We start from the raw sequence: 17,964 nt of genomic DNA on the forward strand, positions 1-17,964 counted from the left end.
GGTTAAGTACTTTCAATTTTCGTGAAATATCGCGTTTCGCTTTTAAATTCATTAATCTTTACCTCCAAACAGTTAGTAGACTCCAACTGTCAAGCTAGGTTCAGACTTTCACACTTTAACCTAGTACCTACTAATAGCTATCTAGATCTAGATGGCCCAACTGCTTTTTTACATGAAAGTAACAGTGACTGGGATATTAACCCTGATTTAGAGAATCAGGAAGAAATTGATTCTGAACAACAACCATTGTCTCCAACATTGTTTCAACAACAGCATCAACACAGCCAACAATATATGGATCAGTGCGAACAGCTTATGGCTCGAATCTATCAAGATCAATAGTCAATTAAAGGTCTAAATTAAAAATTACACAAGATTAGGGCAGCACTTCCAAAGTCCCTTTTACCAGCGTAAAACTGATGTGGAAGTGCTAATAAGCAAAGCAAAAAATAGGGCGGTTTCTCTCCGCCCAGGTCCTCTATAAACGTGTCCTTACAGACATTCCTTGTATGGGTCATCCATGACCCTTATTCTTCTTCCTTGCTTGAGCAATCCATGCTCTAGCACGCTGCCGATCATCCTAATCAACAGCAACTACATCCTTGCACTTTACGTGCCAAGGGTCACTCCTGTAACCCAAATCAAACTGCATCTTTCTTAAGGCTAGAGCGCTGGCTTACTGCGACTCCAATCCTTAACAATTGCTTAATAATCTACCAGCTCTGCTTAATCATGCAATCGCCCTAAAGTTATTAAAATCAAACATGTCTTTGCCACTAAAAAATAAATACATATAAATCAATAAGTTATATATACAATGGCAGCTAAAATGATAAATGTTCTATAGTACAAACCGCACTATGCTCACGTGCGTGTAAGATATATCTCACACGCGTTTAGGTAAATCACTCAGTCAAAGGCCTGTTAAAAGCATTGTGGCAATCATTCACCACTATCACTAATTAACCCATCCTTAGCTAAGTAAGTCGATAGCAAAAAACATTAAAATATACCCGTTCAGCTTAACCAAATTTTTGTTGAGCGACGAGACGGCGAATCAAACGCTCACCCTCTTCACTATGCAACCACTTTTGTAAGGTAGAGTTTGCAATCTTGCCGTGCATTCTAAAACAACCCACACACACTCTAGACCACTCCTCACTGTCAACAGGATACGGCCAAGACCAATCTTCCCGCCTAATCGATACTTTAGTCTCTACGCTGATATCACCGGACTCATTTCTAAGAACAATTTGGCCTTTTTTATAATCCCAAAACCAATCATCTAAAACAGCATCCATTTGCTAATCCCCTGTTATTATTTTATTTCATCCTGAGATGATGGTTATTTTAAAATTGCCAAACTAATAGAACAAGCAAATTCTTCAAGAGTTCTTGTGAGAAAGAAACGAGCAGAGTAACATTGCAATGCAAGGGGTCTATCAGTTTCAATTTTTAAATCTAGAGAGCCAATATGACAGACACAGTGAATTTAGATGATGAGTTCAAACAAAGCATTCAAGACTGGGCCTATGGCATTGCCGATGTCCTGGATGAGTGTCAACGCAATATCACTGAATATAGTGATGAGGAATTTCAATACCTAACTCAATGCCTCATCGAATGTGATCAAGCAGGATTTGCAAAACTAATGGCAGAAATGCGCTTTGAAAGTAACAAACAACAGGTTAACTAATGCAAATACAGCCATCCGCCTGACGATCGCTTGCCCTGATCGAGTCGGCCTTGTTGCCACCATCGGCCAGCTCATTGCAAATTATCAAGGCAATATTATCGAAGCGAATCATCACACAGATAGGGCTGCAGGTTGGTTTTTTATGCGCCATGATATTTGCTTTTCTAGGCAGTTTACTGCACTTGATCAATTCACATCAGAACTTAACCATATCAGTCATGCGCTACAACTAAATTGGCAGCTCATTCAGCCAACACAGCCAAAGCGCGTCATTTTAATGGTCAGCCGTCAATCACATTGCCTAGAAGATATTTTATACCGCTGGCGCAGTAAAGAGATCAACATCGAAATCCCATGTATTATCTCCAATCATCAAGACCTCGCAGAATCAGCTAAATGGCATAATATTCCCTATTATCATCTGCCAATTCCTAAAAATAACAAACCAGCAGCATTTAAAGAACTCGCAACTATTATCAACCAACACACACCCGACCTCATTGTTCTTGCTCGCTATATGCAGATTTTGCCAACCTTTTTATGCCAACAGTATCCGGGGCGAATTATTAATATTCACCATAGTTTTTTGCCCGCATTTGCAGGTGCCAAGCCTTATCATCAAGCCTTTGAGCGCGGCGTCAAGCTAATCGGTGCAACCTGTCATTATGTCAACGATCAACTTGATGCAGGGCCAATTATCGAACAAGATATCGCCCGAGTTAATCATTGCCATAGTGTCTTTGATATGGTGCGTCTCGGTAGAGACGTCGAGAAAAACGTTCTTGCCCGTGGCCTACGTCTTCACCTTGAAGATCGAGTGTTTATTCACAATGACAAAACCATTGTTTTTAACTGATATATAGTATAAAACCATAGAGAAAACCCGATGAGACAACGAAATTATATAATATTCACTGCTTTTATCACAGCCATACTGATGTTAAACCTCACAGGCTGTGGACAAAAAGGTGCTTTATACATGCCCACTCACTCAACCCCAATAACCCAGGCACCTTCATCGCCTCACTAAGTCAGATTACACCAATGAAGTTAAAATTCACAAAAATGCACGGACTTGGCAACGACTTTGTCGTCCTTAATGCCATTGATCAAGATATTAGCTTAAATATGCAGCAACTACGCCAGTTAAGTGACCGTAGTTTAGGAATAGGCTGTGACCAAATTCTCATCGTCGCTCCAGCACAAAGTAACGACCATAATTTTTATTACCGTATTTTTAATGCCAATGGCAAAGAAGTCGGCCAATGTGCAAACGGTGCGCGCTGTCTGATGCGGTTTATTCACGAGCAAGGCTTAAGCACTAAAAAGCAAATCACAATACGCACCCAAAACCGTTTACTCGAACTCACTCAGTCAACTAATAATATGATTGAATTGAAAATGGCCGCCCCAGTGTTCACTCCCAAGGACATTCCGTGCCAAGCCGAGGCCCAGCAAACAGCCTATACACTAGAAACACAATATGGCAGCTTACGTTGCTATGCACTCTCTGTTGGTAATCCACACGCTGTTTTACATGTCTCAGATATTCATGAAGCGCCTGTCGCCACCATTGGTGAAGCACTTGAAAAACATCCCTTCTTTCCAGAACGAGCAAATATTAACTTTGTTGAGAAAGTGCATCGAGGCCAGTTAATTGTTCGTACCTTTGAGCGCGGTGTCGGCGAAACCTTTGCTTGTGGTAGCGGCACTTGTGCCAGCATGGCCGCCTTACGCCAATTAAATGAAGTAGACGAAACCGTTGACATTAAATTGCGTTATGGCCATTTAAAAGTACGCTGGGCTGGCAATGATCAGCCGTTATACCTCGCTGGCCCTGCCACTACCATATTTCATGGAGAGATACTACTTTAATAAGTCGTGCTGTTCAATCAGACGTAGGTCACTGTAATCGTTGCTGTCCCGGTATAATCACCTGCAGCAGTTGTCGCATTGACAGTGACTTCACCACTAAAGCTCTTCGTCAGTTGGCCTGAACCATTCAATGTCTCATTTTCATCATTCGTCTGTATATCCACCGTCAATGATGAAGATGCCGGCCCTGCCAACGTCACCGTATCAGGATAGTCAATGCTAATAGAGGCATTCTCCTCCCCAGTCACTTGAAACGCGCCAGTGGCTGTTTTCGTTGCAGAGCTTCCTGTCGTCACATATAGATCACCAAAATCCATCGCCTGAGACTGTGTCACCGTCAGTGCTTTATAAACATGTGCAGTCACTGCAACTGAAGTTTGTGCTGCAAAATTTGTAACAGTTGTCAGCGATAACGCCATAAAAGAAACAAGTAACACCGCCTTTTTCATTTATTCATCCTTTAAATAAACTCGCTCTATCATAGATAACTAAAAGTATAGTCAACTGCACCGGTTTTTCTTATGTCTCTTTATGATGAACATGCAAAGCTTCGTGCTATTTAAAAAAGCAGCATTAAAAGCAATATATAGTGAAAAATATTGAGCTATCTCTTGAAAAACACCAACAACACCCCTACCTCTAAGAAGAAGTATTCTGTGATGACACAGTAATAACGTTATATTGTACAGATCAAGCGATCCCAAAAGGATAAAAAACGATGAGTATAGAAAGTCCAGCCAAAAAAGATCAGTCAGCCTTTAAAATTATCGATGGTAAAATTGCAATGTCTCTGGCTAAGGCTAAGGCTAAGGCTAAGGCTAAGCATCAGCCTGATCCTCTAAAGCATCAAGCCGACACTAAAAAATCGAAAAAGTTGGCTGAGGCAAAGCAAGCCAATATTCAAGCAATGGACTTACTATTACAATCCTTTCCAGCTGCCTTTGATCTGCACAACCGCAAACCATTAAAAACCGGCATTAAAGATGAACTTGCTATCTGGGCTGCGGACAACAGTATTTCAAAAAAAGCATTATCTGGTGCATTAAGATACTATACCAGTGGTAATAGCTATCTGCACGCTACGGTAAATAACAACCAGCGCATTAATCTACAAGGAACAGAAGTCGAAGAAGTGTCTGCCGAGCAAAAACAATACGCGCAAATGCTTTTAAATAAACGCAACAGCAATACTAACAATGCCTAAACTAATCTAACTTAATTGAGCCTATTAAAATCGAGTTGCCAATCAGGCAACTCGCTCAACAAAGTCAGCTAACAACCACTTGACACCAAAATGCTTAAAACTAATTTTAAGCCTTAACTTTGGCTCATCACCTTGCACATCAAGAATAACACCACTGCCAAACTTTTTATGGGCAACCGCTTGCCCAGAACGAAAGCGAGTACAAGCGTTTTTTTTAAATTGCCGAGATTGAGGTTGAGGTTGTGATAAAGACGAAGACTTGACTATCTGCGGCTTTAACACAGTTGTTTGAAAACGCACGTCTTCAGTAAGATGAACAGGAATATCACCTAAAAAGCGTGAGGGTTGATGGTAGGCTTCCCGGCCATGCAAACGTCGAGCTTCTGCGTGCGAAATATAGAGTTTTTTCATCGCCCGAGTCACACCGACATAACAAAGCCTGCGCTCTTCGGGCAAGCGCTCTGGATCATTCATCGACATCTGATGCGGAAAAATTCCTTCTTCCATACCACAGAGCATAACATGGGAAAACTCTAGACCCTTGGCCATATGCAGCGTCATCATTTGAATACAGTCTTCACTCGGCCCAGCTTGTAACTCACCAGATTCAAGGGCCGTATAAGCAAGAAAGTTTTGCAAAGGTGAAACCGATTCATCTTGCTCACCATAACGCTCATATTCTGCACCGGCACTGACTAACTCACTTAAGTTTTCAAGGCGTGCTTGATGACGTTCTTTGCCTTCTTTAATATAGGCTTGATCTAACTGCACTCGCTCTAACATCATCTCCACATGTGTAGCTAAGCTGGTACTCTCAACACACTTGGCTAGATCTTCAATCAACTCATAAAAGCGTTTTAGAGCAAGCGTCGCTCGCGCAGGGACAAAGGTACCTAACTTAATCGCCTGGCATAATGCCTGCCATAATGAACCATCGTCTAATTTAGCCTGGTCACGCAAAAGTTGCACCGTACGATCACCAATGCCACGCGTGGGTGTATTAATAATGCGCTCAAAGGCACTATCATCATCACGCCGTTGCACTAGACGCAAATAAGCTAACGCATCTTTAATTTCTGCCCGGTCAAAAAAGCGTTGTCCACCATAAATGCGATAGGCCAACCCTTCTTGTAAAAAAGCCTCCTCAATGACCCGTGACTGTGCATTTGAACGATATAATACCGCAACCTCTCGACACGGCACGCCTTGCTCACGTAACACTTTAACCTCGCGAGCAATAAAACGCGCTTCATCCGTCTCATTAAAAGCACTATAAACAGAGATTAATTCGCCCTCTGCTTGTTCTGTCCATAAATTTTTACCAATCCGATCATTATTTGGCTCTATCACCGCATTGGCTGCAGCAAGAATATTTGCGCTCGAGCGATAATTTTGCTCCAAGCGTACAATCACAGCTCCCGCATGATTGCGCTGAAAGTCCTGGATATGTTTTACACAAGCACCACGCCAACCATAGATTGACTGATCATCATCACCAATCACCGTCAAGTAATTCCCTGGTCTTTGGCTAAGCAGCTTTAGTAACTCATATTGCAAGCTATTGGTATCTTGAAACTCATCCACTAACACATGACGAAAGCGCGTTTGATAGTGATTTAAAATCGCTGCATCGTGCTTTAATAATTCAAAAGCACGGAGCAAAATCTCAGCAAAATCGACCAGTCCCGATTGCTGACAAGCTGCTTCATAATGCTGATAAATAACTAACATTTGGCGATCTTGCCGCCCCACGGCTTTAACATGATGCGCACGCAAACCCTGATCTTTTTGGTGGTTAATAAACCACTGTAATTGCCGCGGTGGAAATTGCTTTTCATCCAGCTCACTCGCTTTTAGTAAGCGGCGAATCAGCCGTAACTGATCGTCAGCATCAATGATTTGAAAACTATCAGGCAAATGAGCCGCTTGGCTATGGCGACGTAAAATTTTATGACAAACACCATGAAAGGTCCCCATCCATAACGCCTGTGCTGGCAATGCTAGCAAGCGATTAAGGCGCTCGCGCATCTCCAGAGCTGCTTTATTCGTAAACGTAAGTGCAAGAACTTCACGTGGTGAACAGGCAAGTTCAGCAACCAACCACGCAATCCTGGCAATAAGCACCCGTGTTTTACCACTACCTGCACCAGCCAAAACAAGCATATCTTGCTCAGCAGCCATTACTGCTTCACGCTGTTTGGCATTTAAACCATCACAAAAATCATAATTCATCATTTAATATTCTTTAAACACACTATCTTAATTACTTTATTAACTTCTGCTTGTTAAATTAGCTTATTTAGTCGGCGCTTTTTGTAATGCAATGATCAGCTGAGGTGTTAAATCAGTTACACGACCACCTGCATAAAGTACTGCCTGTTTATTCATCAAAAGATCAAAAGGTGCTTCTTTACTTTGCGCCAGCTTCGCCACCGTCACATTGAGCATATGATTAATTGATCTTTGTGCATCACGCTGTTCTTCAAGCTGGGCTTTTTGTAATTCAAGGGCTTCTTTTTTCAACTTTTCTTCGGCCAAAGTAATTTTAAGCTGTGCAGTTTTAATCGCCTCTGCACGTTTATTCTCATCGCTAATTGCAGCAATGGCTTTCTTCTCTTGCGCTGACAAATCAATCAGTGCATTACGCATCTTTAATAGCTTTGCACTTTTTGCTTTCTCAGCGGCAACAAGTTTATTATTTTTAGCAATAATCAGTGAAGATTCTTTATTCACTTGCACTAAATCAACCACTGCAAGCGGTGCGGCTTGCACGCTCGGCAAAGTCAATACACCTAAACATATAGCCACCAAAATACCCAATTTCATGACCTAACCTCACCTATCCTAATCCTAACTCTAATCTTATCTACGATCTGCTTTATAAATATTTTACGTTTAAAGCTTATTCGCTCAACACGACTTTGAGTAATTTACACTCATAAACAAACCATTTTGCTCTGGCATTTTGCTGTCCAAATAAGCCATGACATGGCGCGACTCTAATAGTTTTAGATAATAAGGCAACTGGTCCATAGTCATAAAGCTCACGCCGACATTTTGCTCAGGCAAGTAAGCACAATCACCTAAAGGATCATTAGTATGGACAAAATAAAGAATCAAGCGCGTATCATCGCCATAGACTTCGATGCTTGCCGCTGCACTTGTCACTGTTGTATCTTGCCATACTGTTGGAATATTACGTGCTAAATTAACAATATAACCTGTGACTGCAAACTGCTTTTCTGCCATAACTCAAGTTCACCCTTGTTTCTAAGCTCAACATACCCACGCTAACATCTACACTAAAAATAGAGAGATAGCTAAGACCCATAACGATCATCCAGCAAAGCGCCCCAAACAGCTTAACACTTTTTGCGTCAACTGCCGATAGTTCAGTGGATGAGCTTGATCGACTCCATTCGTCATAAAAGCAAAGCTCATGGCTCGGCCACGCTTGGGTTCAATATAACCAACAAGATTATGCACTCCCATCATCGAACCCGTTTTAACCAACGCACGATAATTTGGGTCAACTGAGCTACCCGCCCAGGTATGATCAACCCCCGGGATAGATAAGCTATTCGCAAAATCTGATTTTAAACCAAAACGATGTGCAGCAAACTGTAAGACCGCATTAAGCTTTTTCGGTGTTAATAAATTATAACGTGATAACCCAGAGCCATCATAAATAGTCAGCCGCTTACTATTTAAACCGGGTACTTGCTTTAAAATATGCTTGACTGCCCGCGTGCCATTGTCCCAACTACCGGCTTGGTGATAAACCGTATAACCAAGTAGCTTAGTTAAAACCTCGGCCTCAATATTATCTGACACTTTGAGCATATGATGAATAATATCACGCAGTTTTACCGAATGATGCTTAAGCTCAGTTAATAATAAATGAGGGCGCGCTGGAGAATGAGCGGGATAATACCCTGAAACAACCTTCACACCACACCGAAAGTGTAAACCCAACTGCTTAGCTTGCTCTTGGATAAGTTGGCTAAAGTAATCCTGCGGATTATTCACAGCTAATGCCAGATAAACCTCACGATTACGCCGCAAACAGCCATCTGCATATAAATTATTATTTCTATCAAAATTTAAATGCAGCTGGCACAATGGACTGCCATACGCCATTACCGTCAATTGATTAATCAGCTTAAAATCAGGATTTGAAGAAAGTTTTACCCGCCCCTTCTTCGCACTGAGAACTGCATGTACACAGTTTTGATCAATCATAATGCTACTAATAGGCGCTGCATAGCAAATCTGTAAATTATCTACCAGCCAGCCAGGTGCACGCAGTGGTGCTCTAAAAATAGACTGGTCAACAACAATAGAGCCTTTGACTTGATGAATCCCTTGCCGTTTTAACTCCGCGAGCATTTGTCGCAAGTCATAGCGCGTTAATGTCGGATCACCACTAAATTTAAAATATAAGTTTCCTGCTAGTATATGGTTTTTAAGCTGAGATTTAATATAACCAACTTTTGTTTCAAATTGATAATGAGAGCCTAGCTGTAATAACGCTGCAGTTGCAACGAGAATTTTTTGTGTGCTTGCCGGAGTAAATGACTGCTCTGCATGATAATCATATTGGATTTTACCATGACTTAAACTTTGCACATAAAGGCCAACATGATGAGTTGATGTAATTGGTGCAAGTACCTCATGAAGACACGATTGTAAGGGAGTTGCATATACAAATCCTCCATTTAACGAACACATAGTCACTACAGTGCTCATAACAGCCATGACTTTATTTATTAAATTCATTAATTAAATCTTATTTTTTAACAACTATTAGGCGAAACAGTCTAAAAGATTCATTTGCACTTTGCGATAGTTTTTGAACTTATTTAAGCCAGGTGATAAAAACAAACTAACAGCAACATCATGACCAGAGCTTAACTTAACAATACTAACTAAATTACTCACTCCCTGCATCGATCCTGTTTTACCCCGTATTTTTCCTTTTAAATGGCGCGGCACTGAGTAATAGACTAACCGACCATCGATACCTAATCTTGGTAATACAGCATATACTTTTTTATACAACATCGGCTTTTTATACAAGGCAATCAGTAATTGATTAAACTGCTCTGGTGTCACTTGATTATAACGTGACAACCCTGAGCCATCATACAATAACCAATTTTCTGTATCTAAATGTAATTGATCGGTTAAAATAGCTTTAATAGCTGCGATGCCATCAGTAAAACTGCCGGGTTGATGATAATATAATTGACCCAACTTCTTTAATAAAGCCTCAGCGATAATATTATTCGACGTCGCTAACATCTCTTCAATCATTAGACCCAACGGCTGTGAATGAAAATATATAAAAGCATTCCCTTGTTTAGCACTGCTCCCTTCACGGACCTTGCCCTGCCAGGTTATCCCTTGCTGCTTAAATACTTGCTGTAAACGTTGGGCTAAGTAATCTAATGGATCACGTACCGCCAAAGCTAAGCGATAAGACTGCTGCGGCTGCATACAACCATAAAAGACAACATGATTACCCGGTTTAATGCCAATTTCCAGACGACAAGGCAGGGATATATCATCCCTTATTTTAACCTGATTGCTAAAGCTAAGTGGAAATTCTGGTTTAATAATTACCTTATGGTCCTCAGTAAAAATTGCCGTATGCCGACAGTTTTCATCTAAAATTAAGGCATTAATCGGCGCAGCATAACAAATATGCATGTTATCGACCAACCAGCCTGGCGCTGCATCAGGCGCAGTAAAATCATGACGGTCAACAATAATATTGCCATTAAAGCGCCGCACCCCTTGTGCATATAACTTTTCCACAAAACGCGTGAGATATTCTGATTTAAAACTGGGGTCACCTGCAAACTTAATATAAGCTTGCCCTGAAAAAAGTTGCCCCACTTGCTTACCAACAAGACTAATACGCGTTTTAAATTGATAATCTTCCGGTAAATAAGCAAGTGCAGCAATCGCTGTCACTAGTTTAATCACACTCGCAGGTAAAAAACTTTGTGTCGCATTTTGACTATAAAGTAGCTCACCGTTTGTTAGGTCTTCAGCGATTAAGCCAACTTGCGTTGTTTTTGCAAGTCGCAGCACTTTAGGCGTTAAGCACTGCATCAGCTGAGTTTTTTTATCAGCATGGTCTTTAGCATAAGATGCCTTAACCCCCATTGCTAAAGCAACGATAGCACTTAATAATAATATAGATAGCACATACCGCTTTCGCTTCATTAGCTGCATACGCTTAGCGTCTGGCCAAACTTGAATGGTGCATTAACCAATAAATTAATGCCGTCCACACACCACCGAGTAAGGTCGCAAATGCCCAAACAAAACCTGAAACCAATTGTGTTGGCAAGCCACGCTTATGTAAATTTCCTGCATCACGCGCAATCGCAGCAGCAAAAAGAAAGTGTAAAATCACATTGACATAAAACAGGATTTGACTGAAATGGGCGGCGGATGCGCTAATTTGATTTAAAACATCACTTATCATTTATTCAACTTCCCCTTCCCCTACACAATTTTATAGCGCTTTATTATACCGACTTCGCCTGAGTCAAATTTGGTAACAACCGCGTCTCTATTTTATGATAATTTTTCAACGTAAATATTTCATTTTTTAACACTATATAACGTGGTACAACAAAAAATGAAACCACTAGTAAACCATATAAAATAGCAAAAGAAAGCATAAATTGCTGACTATACACTTTACAAGCAGTGCCAAATGAACGCTTGATATATGCATTTGACAGATCAACACTATACATCTCATCTAAAATCAGATGCACCATAAAACCAAAAGTGACAAAAATGCCCACCAGCCAAGATTCTCGAGCACCATATTTCCAGAAATAAAAACAAAATGAACTTGACAAGCAACCGACAAAAACAGCCATAGGAATCGAGTGAATCACACCTCGATGGACAGTAAAGTTTTTAAAAATAGGCTGCACAATAAAAAGAACAGCCAAATAAACACCAAACCAAACAACAAGGCAGATTAAAATAGAGTAATGCGAGAGCAACGCAAATGTCACTAAAAAGGCAAGCCCTATAGAGAAGCAGTGAAAAATAATTTTAATCGATGTCGAATGATCAGAATCAATATCCGGTAAAATACCACCCAAGGTACCAAGCGCACAAAGTAAAACGGCAAAGCCCGGCTCAACAATCCCAGAGCCCGCAAGAATAATCGCGACGCTAACACTTGCAACAGCAGCAACAGTAATGTGTGTATGAAAATTTGCCATATTTTTTCCTTTAAGGGCGAATATAGACAATAACAAAATCAAAATCAATAGATTAACTATTAGATTTTTTCTTTTATTCGCGATAAAACCAAGATGTAAGTGTTCTAAAATAGATCGACCCCTAACGCATAATGATCTTGAATCATTACCTGACCATGCGCATTTAAATCACCGCTATTTAAATCACTCTAATCAAGTAGCGGTTAAAACGCTACATCAATAGTAAACTAAGGTGATAATAAAATCGACAGGCTCTCCACCCATCGCGAATATCATGTATACTGTGGCGATTAAATCAACCAAAAGGTAATTATAAAGATGGATAAGCTCATCCCTTTTTTAACCGAACATTACATTCTTGTCAGCCTATTTATCCTTGTACTCATCCTGTTTTTGCTCCATGAGTTTCGCTTACGTTCACGCGGAGTTAAACGCTTATCACCACAAGATCTAACCCTCGTCATCAATCGCCAAAAAGGCATTATCATCGATGTTCGTGATAGTAAGCAATTTGCCAACGGCCATATCGCCAACGCGCGCAACTATCCAAAAACCCAGCTAGAAGAGTTTCTACCCAAACTTGAAAAGCACAAAAGCAGGCCCATTGTTCTCATCTGCGAAAGTGGTACACATTCAACCGCAGCAGGCAGTCTTTTAAAGAAAAAAGGCTTTGAGCAGGTATATAGCCTCGCCGAGGGACTAATAAGCTGGAAAAAAGACAGCTACCCTCTTGTTAAATAATAACAGCCTAACCATGCTAAGCTAAGTATCAACTATTTATAAAATTAGCTTAAAAATAAATTATAAATTAAATATAATAAGGAATAACAATGCCCAATGTCATTATGTATACCACCGCAGTTTGCCCCTATTGTGTACAAGCAAAGCGCTTACTTACTGAAAAGGGTGCCCTGGTCGATGAAATCCGTATCGATTTAGATCCAAACAAACGTGAAGAAATGATGACAAAGTCCAATCGTCGCTCTGTCCCACAGATTTTTATCGGCAAAACTCATGTCGGTGGCTGCGATGATTTATATACATTAGAGCGCGATGGTAAACTTGATGCCTTGCTTCAAGACAATTAGTTCTCTACACTTGAAAGCAAATTTTATAATTTCAAAAAATATAATTCGGTAGTTAATTTAATAAAACACAAGTAATAAGGAGCCAATCGCAATGGCCGAACAACAAGTCGTTCCTGGGACAGAAAATACAGAAGCAGAGTTTGCCATTCAAAAAGTCTATACGAAAGACCTTTCTTTTGAAGCACCCAACACACCGGCGATGTTTCAAAAGGACTGGGATCCAGAGCTTAATGTTGAGCTTAATACTCAAGCGAATAACCTAGCTGAAGATACTTTTGAGGTCATTTTAACCGTCACTGCGACCGTTAAAAACGATAATGAGACTGCATTTTTAGCTGAAGTCCACCAAGCTGGGATTTTTAGCATCAAAAATATTCCCCAAGATCAGCTACACCACGCACTTGGCAGCTTTTGCCCGAATATATTGTTCCCCTATGCACGTGAAACCGTCTCAGATCTTGTCAATCGGGGTGGCTTTCCACAATTATTACTCTCGCCAGTTAACTTCGATGCACTTTATATGCAACACTTAGAAGAACAACAAAGCCAAACTAAACAAGCCGCTGGTGGTGAAGTCCAACACTAAATAAATCAACACGTAAGGATATAAACACAGTATGGAAAAAGAAGCGATTACTGTGATCGGCGCGGGCTCATGGGGGACCGCGCTTGCTTGCGCATTAGCACGCAATGGCCACATCACTCATCTTTGGGGGCGCGATCAGCAGCAGATGCTGGCGCTTAAACAAAGCCATTGTAACAGCAAATATTTACCTGACGTAACACTCCCAAAATCTATTCAGTATCATGAGCACTTAGCAGAAGCAGTTGAAGCTAGCGGCGCCCTAGTGATCGCTGTTCCTTCTCATGCCTTTGCATCCAGCCTAAGGGCCATCAAGTCACATATTACCGAATATACAGATATTATTTCTGCCAGTAAGGGCGTGAGTGACCAGAGCTTATTTCTTGATCAAGTGTGTATCAACACACTCTCGGACAAGCAACCCTTTGCTGTACTCTCAGGTCCAAGCTTTGCTAAAGAGGTCGCCGCCGGTTTACCTACTGCAATTACGATTGCCGCTCATGACCATGACCATGCAACTCGTTGGGTACAACGCTTTCATCAAGATAACTTCCGTACCTATACCAACCATGATGTCACTGGCACTCAGATCGGCGGAGCAGTTAAAAATATTATGGCGATTGCTGCAGGTATTGCCTCAGGCCTTGGCTATGGTGCCAATGCGCAAGCAGCACTCATCACCCGTGCACTGGCAGAAATCATGCGTTTTGGTCTGGCTTTAGGAGCAAAAGCAGAAACCCTCATGGGATTGACTGGCTTAGGTGACTTAGTATTAACCTGCTCTAATAATCAGTCACGTAATCGCCGCTTTGGCTTAGCACTCGGCCAAGGTAAAACAGCCAAGGAAGCTGAAAACATTATTGCCCAAGCCGTCGAAGGCTACCATAATGCCAGACAAGTCTACCAACTTGCTCAAAAACTGAAGATCGATACACCAATTATCAACCAAGTCTATCGCGTACTTTATGAGCAATTGCCAATACAACAGGCAGTTCAAGAGTTATTTGCACGGGCCCCTAAAAGTGAATAACTAAATAAAAAACAGGGGCCTAGGCTGTTTTCACCCTCGCACCTATGCCCTCTATCCTCTACGCCAAACACGTCGACCAAAACGCTGTTTTTTATCCAACGCCTTTTCAATATGCTTAATACGGCCACGTAGCTCCCTAACATTAGCCAAGATATCATCTTCCTCAACTTTAATACTATGCAAACGCTCTAAAACAAGCTTAATTTCTTCTGTCTCAGCATGAATACCTTGTAAAATATTTTCACTTTCTTCTCGGACCATATCAAAGTCCTGGCGCATGCCCTTACTCACAAACATCGATGAAAAATTAGCGGTAATTACTGAGAATAAAGCCATCCCCATTAAAATTAACCCAGCACCAAAAACTCTTCCCACCAATGTCGAAGGCACGTAATCTCCATAGCCCACAGTAGAGACTGTCACCCAAGCAAACCAAATTCCCTCCAATGGTGTTGGAAATGCCGTATCTACAGCTGAAATTAAAATCCCCGCAAAAATCATGATAATAAAAGCCGCAACAAGCGTTGTCCCTAAGCGATTATCCGTCAATGATAGATAACAGACTTTTAACCAAGGAATCAACAACCAGGCCACTAATAATAGCCTTAAAAATTGCAGCCAGGCTGTATCAGAATAATCGGTAAAAATCAATAAAAATAACCCGGCACAAATAACTAAAATATTGACCCACTGTCGGCGCAAATAGACCACTTTATGTCGAACTAATACCAGCAAGGTCACCGTTTCAATAACAAAAAAACTCCAGATCGTTAAATTTGCAATAAACTCCTGTTGCAAATTAAGTGTATGCCGTAGCTCCAAGTACCATTGAGTCATCAATAAAATAAGGAAAAACATCCTCACACGAAAGAAGTACTGATACCAACGAACAGCAACCACAGATTCCTCTTTTGCCAGCCCACCATAACCAACTAAAGTGAGTAATATAGAACGGTCCTTCCAAAAAAATCGCATACGTCTCTATAATTCCGCTGTACTGAAATTACCTGTACCCATACGCTTAAGTTTAGTTAAAAAGAGTAAAGTTCTAGATGATTTATTATGCATACAGCCTTAAAATATATTGTCTGCGGCCGGCTTTAGAAAAAGCCCCGCTGGCGAACCGATTACATTCAGTGCTCACTCTATATAACTATATGATAGTACTAAAAATAGCTCGCTAAACCACACAAGCTCTAATACATAATGCTCTCTCAAATTTATTTGCTTTAGAGCGATAATCTACGCAACATGATTAAACATCCATGCCTGATTTATGTTAAATAGCAAAGTCTGAAGCCAATCATGATAATGGTATAAAATAAATTCGATACTCACTAGGCTAAGCCTTGACAGCAACAGCCATTAATGTTTTTATGATTTAAGCAACTTACTAGATCGGAGTTTTCATCATGCACCAGCTTAGCAGTTTCTCTTCTGCTTTATTCCACGCGCTTCCTGTGGTTATCGCTGCTGCTTATTATTATTCTCACCGCCCTTATTATTGCTATTAATCTTTAGCGAAAAAATATTACGTTTCAATTTATAAAATTTTAAATATAACCATTAGTAACTATTGCTCAATGGCTATAAGGGCTGTTTTATTATGCATATTTATCAGGCAAAGGTGCCTGATGCGAATGGCTTCATTGATTTTTCAATGGACGAGCATCAGGTTTGGCACACTCTATTCCAACGCCAAGAAAAAATTATTCAAAATCGTGCTTGTGATGAATTTATTCACGGTCTGGCGCTCTTAGAACTACCGAATGATCTTATCCCCCAACCACAAGATATCTCAAAAATATTAACAAAACTCACCGGTTGGAGCATAGAGCCAGTGCCAGCCATTATTCCAGCACAGCAGTTCTTTAGCCTACTTGCCAATAAAAAATTCCCCGCTGCCAGTTTTATCCGCCGCTATGAAGATCTGGAATACCTGAAAGAGCCTGATATCTTCCATGAAATATTTGGCCATTGCCCTCTACTCACCCATCCAGCCTATGCTAATTTTCTTGAATATTACGGTAAGCTCGCATTACAGGCTTCTGGCGAACGGTTAAAATTGTTAGAGCGTTTATTCTGGTTTACAATCGAGTTTGGCTTAATAAGATCAAATCAAGGTTTACGCATTTATGGTGGCGGTATTTTATCATCTATTCAAGAAACACAGTTTTCGTTAGAAAGTAAAGAGGCCTTGCGCCATCCCTTCGATATTACGACAGTAATGGCAACAGACTACCGTTATGATCACATTCAGCCCAGTTACTTTATTATTAACCAATTAGAAGACCTTTATGAACTGATGGCGCTTGACCTGCTTGCGCTCACCGCTCAACAGCTTGAGCTTGCCACTCATCATCAGGCATCTAAATCTGAAAAAATTTTCTAAAAGTGCCCTTTATGACAAATACAAATACAGACAAATATATGTTAGCAACGAAAAATTGGCTCCAGCAGGTTGTTATCGGCCATAATTTCTGCCCTTTTGCCTTAAAAGAGTTTAGACACAACCGCATTCGCTATCAGGTTATTCCTGAAAAAAAGCACACGGCCCTACTTAATGCTCTTATCCAAGAGTATTACCATCTGGATACTCACCCCAGTACAGAAACCACACTCATTATTTTTCCATATGGCCTTAACCAATTCGAACGCTTTTTAAACCTATTAGACCATGCTAACGATCAGCTGATACAGCACGATTACGAAGGAGTTTATCAAATTGCCAGCTTCCATCCTGACTATTGTTTTGCCGATGCTGATATTGATGACCCAGCAAATTATACCAACCGCTCGCCCTATCCAACGTTGCATTTAATTCGTGAGATCAGTCTTGAGCACGTGCTTAAAAAAGTCAAAACTCCCAAAGCAATTCCAGAACGCAATATCAATCATACCAGAGCACTCGGACTGCAGGCTATGCAGCTAATGCTACAGAACTGCTATCAAGACAATGATAATAAATAAAATAATTCCAGAATGCTTCATAGAAAAAGAAGCAATATAAAGAATGTGTGGTGGCTATGCGCAGACTTGAACTGCGGACCCCAGCATTATGAGTGCTGTGCTCTAACCAGCTGAGCTACATAGCCATCGGCAATGCTTTGCTATTATATGAATTTAGCTCCGCAGGTCAACTTTTTTTTTGATTTTTTTCAAAATGCTGGCCATTCTCGCAATTTTGCCGACCTGCAATCTTTAAGAGTCCCGTAAGCGTCGCTACCTC

At 40.8% G+C, this 17,964-nt stretch carries 22 protein-coding genes and 1 tRNA gene; 12 read left to right on the forward strand and 11 right to left on the reverse strand.

What is annotated here, in order from left to right; all coding sequences use genetic code 11:
• Window positions 1-21 precede the first annotated feature (21 nt).
• Window positions 22-342 (forward strand): hypothetical protein, encoded by a 321-nt coding sequence (locus C200_RS11300; protein WP_016210230.1) that lies wholly within the window; start codon window positions 22-24, stop codon window positions 340-342.
• A 680-nt stretch (window positions 343-1,022) separates the two neighbouring features.
• Here C200_RS11300 and C200_RS11305 read toward each other — a convergent pair.
• A complete protein-coding gene (locus C200_RS11305; RefSeq protein WP_016210225.1) occupies window positions 1,023-1,301 on the reverse strand; it encodes a hypothetical protein in 279 nt (92 codons plus the stop codon).
• 173 nt (window positions 1,302-1,474) lie between these two features.
• Here C200_RS11305 and C200_RS11310 point away from each other — a divergent pair, with 173 nt between their 5' ends.
• From C200_RS11310 to dapF, 4 genes are read left to right on the forward strand one after another with little or no spacing between them, the layout of a single operon-like run.
• A complete protein-coding gene (locus tag C200_RS11310) occupies window positions 1,475-1,696 on the forward strand; it encodes a hypothetical protein (protein ID WP_016210244.1) in 222 nt (73 codons plus the stop codon).
• Window positions 1,668-2,552 carry a formyltetrahydrofolate deformylase gene (gene purU / locus C200_RS11315; RefSeq protein ID WP_016210239.1) on the forward strand — a complete coding sequence of 295 codons (885 nt, stop codon included), beginning with the start codon at window positions 1,668-1,670 and terminating at the stop codon, window positions 2,550-2,552. The genes C200_RS11310 and purU overlap by 29 nt, the downstream gene beginning before the upstream one ends.
• Window positions 2,553-2,582: 30 nt before the next feature.
• The gene (gene lptM, locus C200_RS16770; RefSeq protein WP_080664837.1) at window positions 2,583-2,726 is read left to right on the forward strand and encodes an LPS translocon maturation chaperone LptM; all 144 of its coding nucleotides are present in this window, start codon (window positions 2,583-2,585) and stop codon (window positions 2,724-2,726) included.
• Window positions 2,727-2,740: 14 nt separating this feature from the next.
• Window positions 2,741-3,571, forward strand: a complete 831-nt coding sequence (dapF, locus tag C200_RS11320; protein WP_016210245.1) for a diaminopimelate epimerase — start codon at window positions 2,741-2,743, stop codon at window positions 3,569-3,571.
• A gap of 17 nt (window positions 3,572-3,588) precedes the next feature.
• Here the strand turns inward: dapF and C200_RS11325 are convergent, their stop codons facing one another.
• A complete protein-coding gene (locus C200_RS11325; protein WP_016210226.1) occupies window positions 3,589-4,020 on the reverse strand; it encodes a DUF4402 domain-containing protein in 432 nt (143 codons plus the stop codon).
• A gap of 269 nt (window positions 4,021-4,289) precedes the next feature.
• On the opposite strand from C200_RS11325, the gene C200_RS11330 reads away from it, so the two are divergent.
• Window positions 4,290-4,775: a ProQ/FINO family protein gene (locus tag C200_RS11330; RefSeq protein ID WP_016210238.1), complete on the forward strand. Its 486-nt coding sequence runs from the start codon at window positions 4,290-4,292 to the stop codon at window positions 4,773-4,775.
• Window positions 4,776-4,817: 42 nt separating this feature from the next.
• Here the strand turns inward: C200_RS11330 and uvrD are convergent, their stop codons facing one another.
• The 7 genes from uvrD to C200_RS11365 all read right to left on the reverse strand — a co-directional run bounded on the left by uvrD (window position 4,818) and on the right by C200_RS11365 (window position 12,034).
• Window positions 4,818-7,010, reverse strand: a complete 2,193-nt coding sequence (gene uvrD / locus C200_RS11335) for a DNA helicase II (protein WP_016210228.1) — start codon at window positions 7,008-7,010, stop codon at window positions 4,818-4,820.
• 60 nt (window positions 7,011-7,070) lie between these two features.
• Window positions 7,071-7,601: an outer membrane family protein gene (locus C200_RS11340; RefSeq protein ID WP_016210243.1), complete on the reverse strand. Its 531-nt coding sequence runs from the start codon at window positions 7,599-7,601 to the stop codon at window positions 7,071-7,073.
• Window positions 7,602-7,685: 84 nt separating this feature from the next.
• Window positions 7,686-8,024, reverse strand: coding sequence for a hypothetical protein (locus tag C200_RS11345; RefSeq protein WP_016210242.1), 339 nt, complete (start codon window positions 8,022-8,024; stop codon window positions 7,686-7,688).
• 87 nt (window positions 8,025-8,111) lie between these two features.
• Window positions 8,112-9,554: a D-alanyl-D-alanine carboxypeptidase/D-alanyl-D-alanine endopeptidase gene (dacB, locus tag C200_RS11350; RefSeq protein WP_016210231.1), complete on the reverse strand. Its 1,443-nt coding sequence runs from the start codon at window positions 9,552-9,554 to the stop codon at window positions 8,112-8,114.
• A 27-nt stretch (window positions 9,555-9,581) separates the two neighbouring features.
• Complete coding sequence (gene dacB / locus C200_RS11355) at window positions 9,582-11,009, reverse strand: D-alanyl-D-alanine carboxypeptidase/D-alanyl-D-alanine endopeptidase (RefSeq protein ID WP_129556431.1); 1,428 nt, start codon at window positions 11,007-11,009, stop codon at window positions 9,582-9,584.
• 13 nt (window positions 11,010-11,022) lie between these two features.
• On the reverse strand, window positions 11,023-11,274 hold the full coding sequence (locus C200_RS11360) for a hypothetical protein (protein ID WP_016210247.1): 252 nt from the start codon (window positions 11,272-11,274) through the stop codon (window positions 11,023-11,025).
• Window positions 11,275-11,317: 43 nt separating this feature from the next.
• On the reverse strand, window positions 11,318-12,034 hold the full coding sequence (locus C200_RS11365) for a metal-dependent hydrolase (protein WP_016210236.1): 717 nt from the start codon (window positions 12,032-12,034) through the stop codon (window positions 11,318-11,320).
• Between the two features lie 318 nt (window positions 12,035-12,352).
• On the opposite strand from C200_RS11365, the gene C200_RS11370 reads away from it, so the two are divergent.
• From C200_RS11370 to C200_RS11385, 4 genes are all read left to right on the forward strand, one after another.
• Window positions 12,353-12,775: a rhodanese-like domain-containing protein gene (locus C200_RS11370; RefSeq protein ID WP_016210233.1), complete on the forward strand. Its 423-nt coding sequence runs from the start codon at window positions 12,353-12,355 to the stop codon at window positions 12,773-12,775.
• 89 nt (window positions 12,776-12,864) lie between these two features.
• Complete coding sequence (gene grxC, locus C200_RS11375) at window positions 12,865-13,122, forward strand: glutaredoxin 3 (RefSeq protein ID WP_032126724.1); 258 nt, start codon at window positions 12,865-12,867, stop codon at window positions 13,120-13,122.
• Between the two features lie 91 nt (window positions 13,123-13,213).
• On the forward strand, window positions 13,214-13,708 hold the full coding sequence (gene secB / locus C200_RS11380) for a protein-export chaperone SecB (protein ID WP_016210237.1): 495 nt from the start codon (window positions 13,214-13,216) through the stop codon (window positions 13,706-13,708).
• A 31-nt stretch (window positions 13,709-13,739) separates the two neighbouring features.
• Window positions 13,740-14,735, forward strand: a complete 996-nt coding sequence (locus C200_RS11385) for an NAD(P)H-dependent glycerol-3-phosphate dehydrogenase (RefSeq protein ID WP_016210246.1) — start codon at window positions 13,740-13,742, stop codon at window positions 14,733-14,735.
• A gap of 51 nt (window positions 14,736-14,786) precedes the next feature.
• On the opposite strand, the gene C200_RS16580 is transcribed toward C200_RS11385, so the two are convergent.
• Window positions 14,787-15,710 (reverse strand): potassium channel family protein, encoded by a 924-nt coding sequence (locus C200_RS16580; protein ID WP_016210235.1) that lies wholly within the window; start codon window positions 15,708-15,710, stop codon window positions 14,787-14,789.
• A 631-nt stretch (window positions 15,711-16,341) separates the two neighbouring features.
• Between C200_RS16580 and phhA the strand changes: the two genes are divergently transcribed.
• Entirely contained in the window at window positions 16,342-17,127 is a 786-nt protein-coding gene (gene phhA, locus C200_RS11395; RefSeq protein WP_016210241.1) for a phenylalanine 4-monooxygenase, read from the forward strand.
• 11 nt (window positions 17,128-17,138) lie between these two features.
• Window positions 17,139-17,705, forward strand: a complete 567-nt coding sequence (locus tag C200_RS11400) for a DUF1415 domain-containing protein (RefSeq protein ID WP_032126725.1) — start codon at window positions 17,139-17,141, stop codon at window positions 17,703-17,705.
• Window positions 17,706-17,753: 48 nt separating this feature from the next.
• On the opposite strand, the gene C200_RS11405 is transcribed toward C200_RS11400, so the two are convergent.
• Window positions 17,754-17,830, reverse strand: a tRNA-Met gene (locus tag C200_RS11405).
• Window positions 17,831-17,964: the final 134 nt, after the last annotated feature.

The sequence above is a fragment of the Piscirickettsia salmonis LF-89 = ATCC VR-1361 genome (assembly GCF_000297215.2).
In the GTDB taxonomy this organism is placed as follows: domain Bacteria; phylum Pseudomonadota; class Gammaproteobacteria; order Piscirickettsiales; family Piscirickettsiaceae; genus Piscirickettsia; species Piscirickettsia salmonis.

Bases quoted from the DNA above. Each gene is read 5' to 3' on its own strand.
- C200_RS16580 (WP_016210235.1), bottom strand. From the start codon at position 15,710: ATGCGATTTTTTTGGAAGGACCGTTCTATATTACTCACTTTAGTTGGT.
- uvrD (WP_016210228.1), bottom strand. From the start codon at position 7,010: ATGATGAATTATGATTTTTGTGATGGTTTAAATGCCAAACAGCGTGAA.
- C200_RS11305 (WP_016210225.1), bottom strand. From the start codon at position 1,301: ATGGATGCTGTTTTAGATGATTGGTTTTGGGATTATAAAAAAGGCCAA.
- C200_RS11385 (WP_016210246.1), top strand. From the start codon at position 13,740: ATGGAAAAAGAAGCGATTACTGTGATCGGCGCGGGCTCATGGGGGACC.
- C200_RS11400 (WP_032126725.1), top strand. From the start codon at position 17,139: ATGACAAATACAAATACAGACAAATATATGTTAGCAACGAAAAATTGG.
- C200_RS11325 (WP_016210226.1), bottom strand. From the start codon at position 4,020: ATGAAAAAGGCGGTGTTACTTGTTTCTTTTATGGCGTTATCGCTGACA.
- dacB (WP_016210231.1), bottom strand. From the start codon at position 9,554: ATGAATTTAATAAATAAAGTCATGGCTGTTATGAGCACTGTAGTGACT.
- C200_RS11360 (WP_016210247.1), bottom strand. From the start codon at position 11,274: ATGATAAGTGATGTTTTAAATCAAATTAGCGCATCCGCCGCCCATTTC.
- phhA (WP_016210241.1), top strand. From the start codon at position 16,342: ATGCATATTTATCAGGCAAAGGTGCCTGATGCGAATGGCTTCATTGAT.
- C200_RS11330 (WP_016210238.1), top strand. From the start codon at position 4,290: ATGAGTATAGAAAGTCCAGCCAAAAAAGATCAGTCAGCCTTTAAAATT.
- C200_RS11365 (WP_016210236.1), bottom strand. From the start codon at position 12,034: ATGGCAAATTTTCATACACACATTACTGTTGCTGCTGTTGCAAGTGTT.
- C200_RS11370 (WP_016210233.1), top strand. From the start codon at position 12,353: ATGGATAAGCTCATCCCTTTTTTAACCGAACATTACATTCTTGTCAGC.
- dacB (WP_129556431.1), bottom strand. From the start codon at position 11,009: ATGAAGCGAAAGCGGTATGTGCTATCTATATTATTATTAAGTGCTATC.
- C200_RS11310 (WP_016210244.1), top strand. From the start codon at position 1,475: ATGACAGACACAGTGAATTTAGATGATGAGTTCAAACAAAGCATTCAA.
- dapF (WP_016210245.1), top strand. From the start codon at position 2,741: ATGAAGTTAAAATTCACAAAAATGCACGGACTTGGCAACGACTTTGTC.
- lptM (WP_080664837.1), top strand. From the start codon at position 2,583: ATGAGACAACGAAATTATATAATATTCACTGCTTTTATCACAGCCATA.
- grxC (WP_032126724.1), top strand. From the start codon at position 12,865: ATGCCCAATGTCATTATGTATACCACCGCAGTTTGCCCCTATTGTGTA.
- C200_RS11340 (WP_016210243.1), bottom strand. From the start codon at position 7,601: ATGAAATTGGGTATTTTGGTGGCTATATGTTTAGGTGTATTGACTTTG.
- C200_RS11345 (WP_016210242.1), bottom strand. From the start codon at position 8,024: ATGGCAGAAAAGCAGTTTGCAGTCACAGGTTATATTGTTAATTTAGCA.
- secB (WP_016210237.1), top strand. From the start codon at position 13,214: ATGGCCGAACAACAAGTCGTTCCTGGGACAGAAAATACAGAAGCAGAG.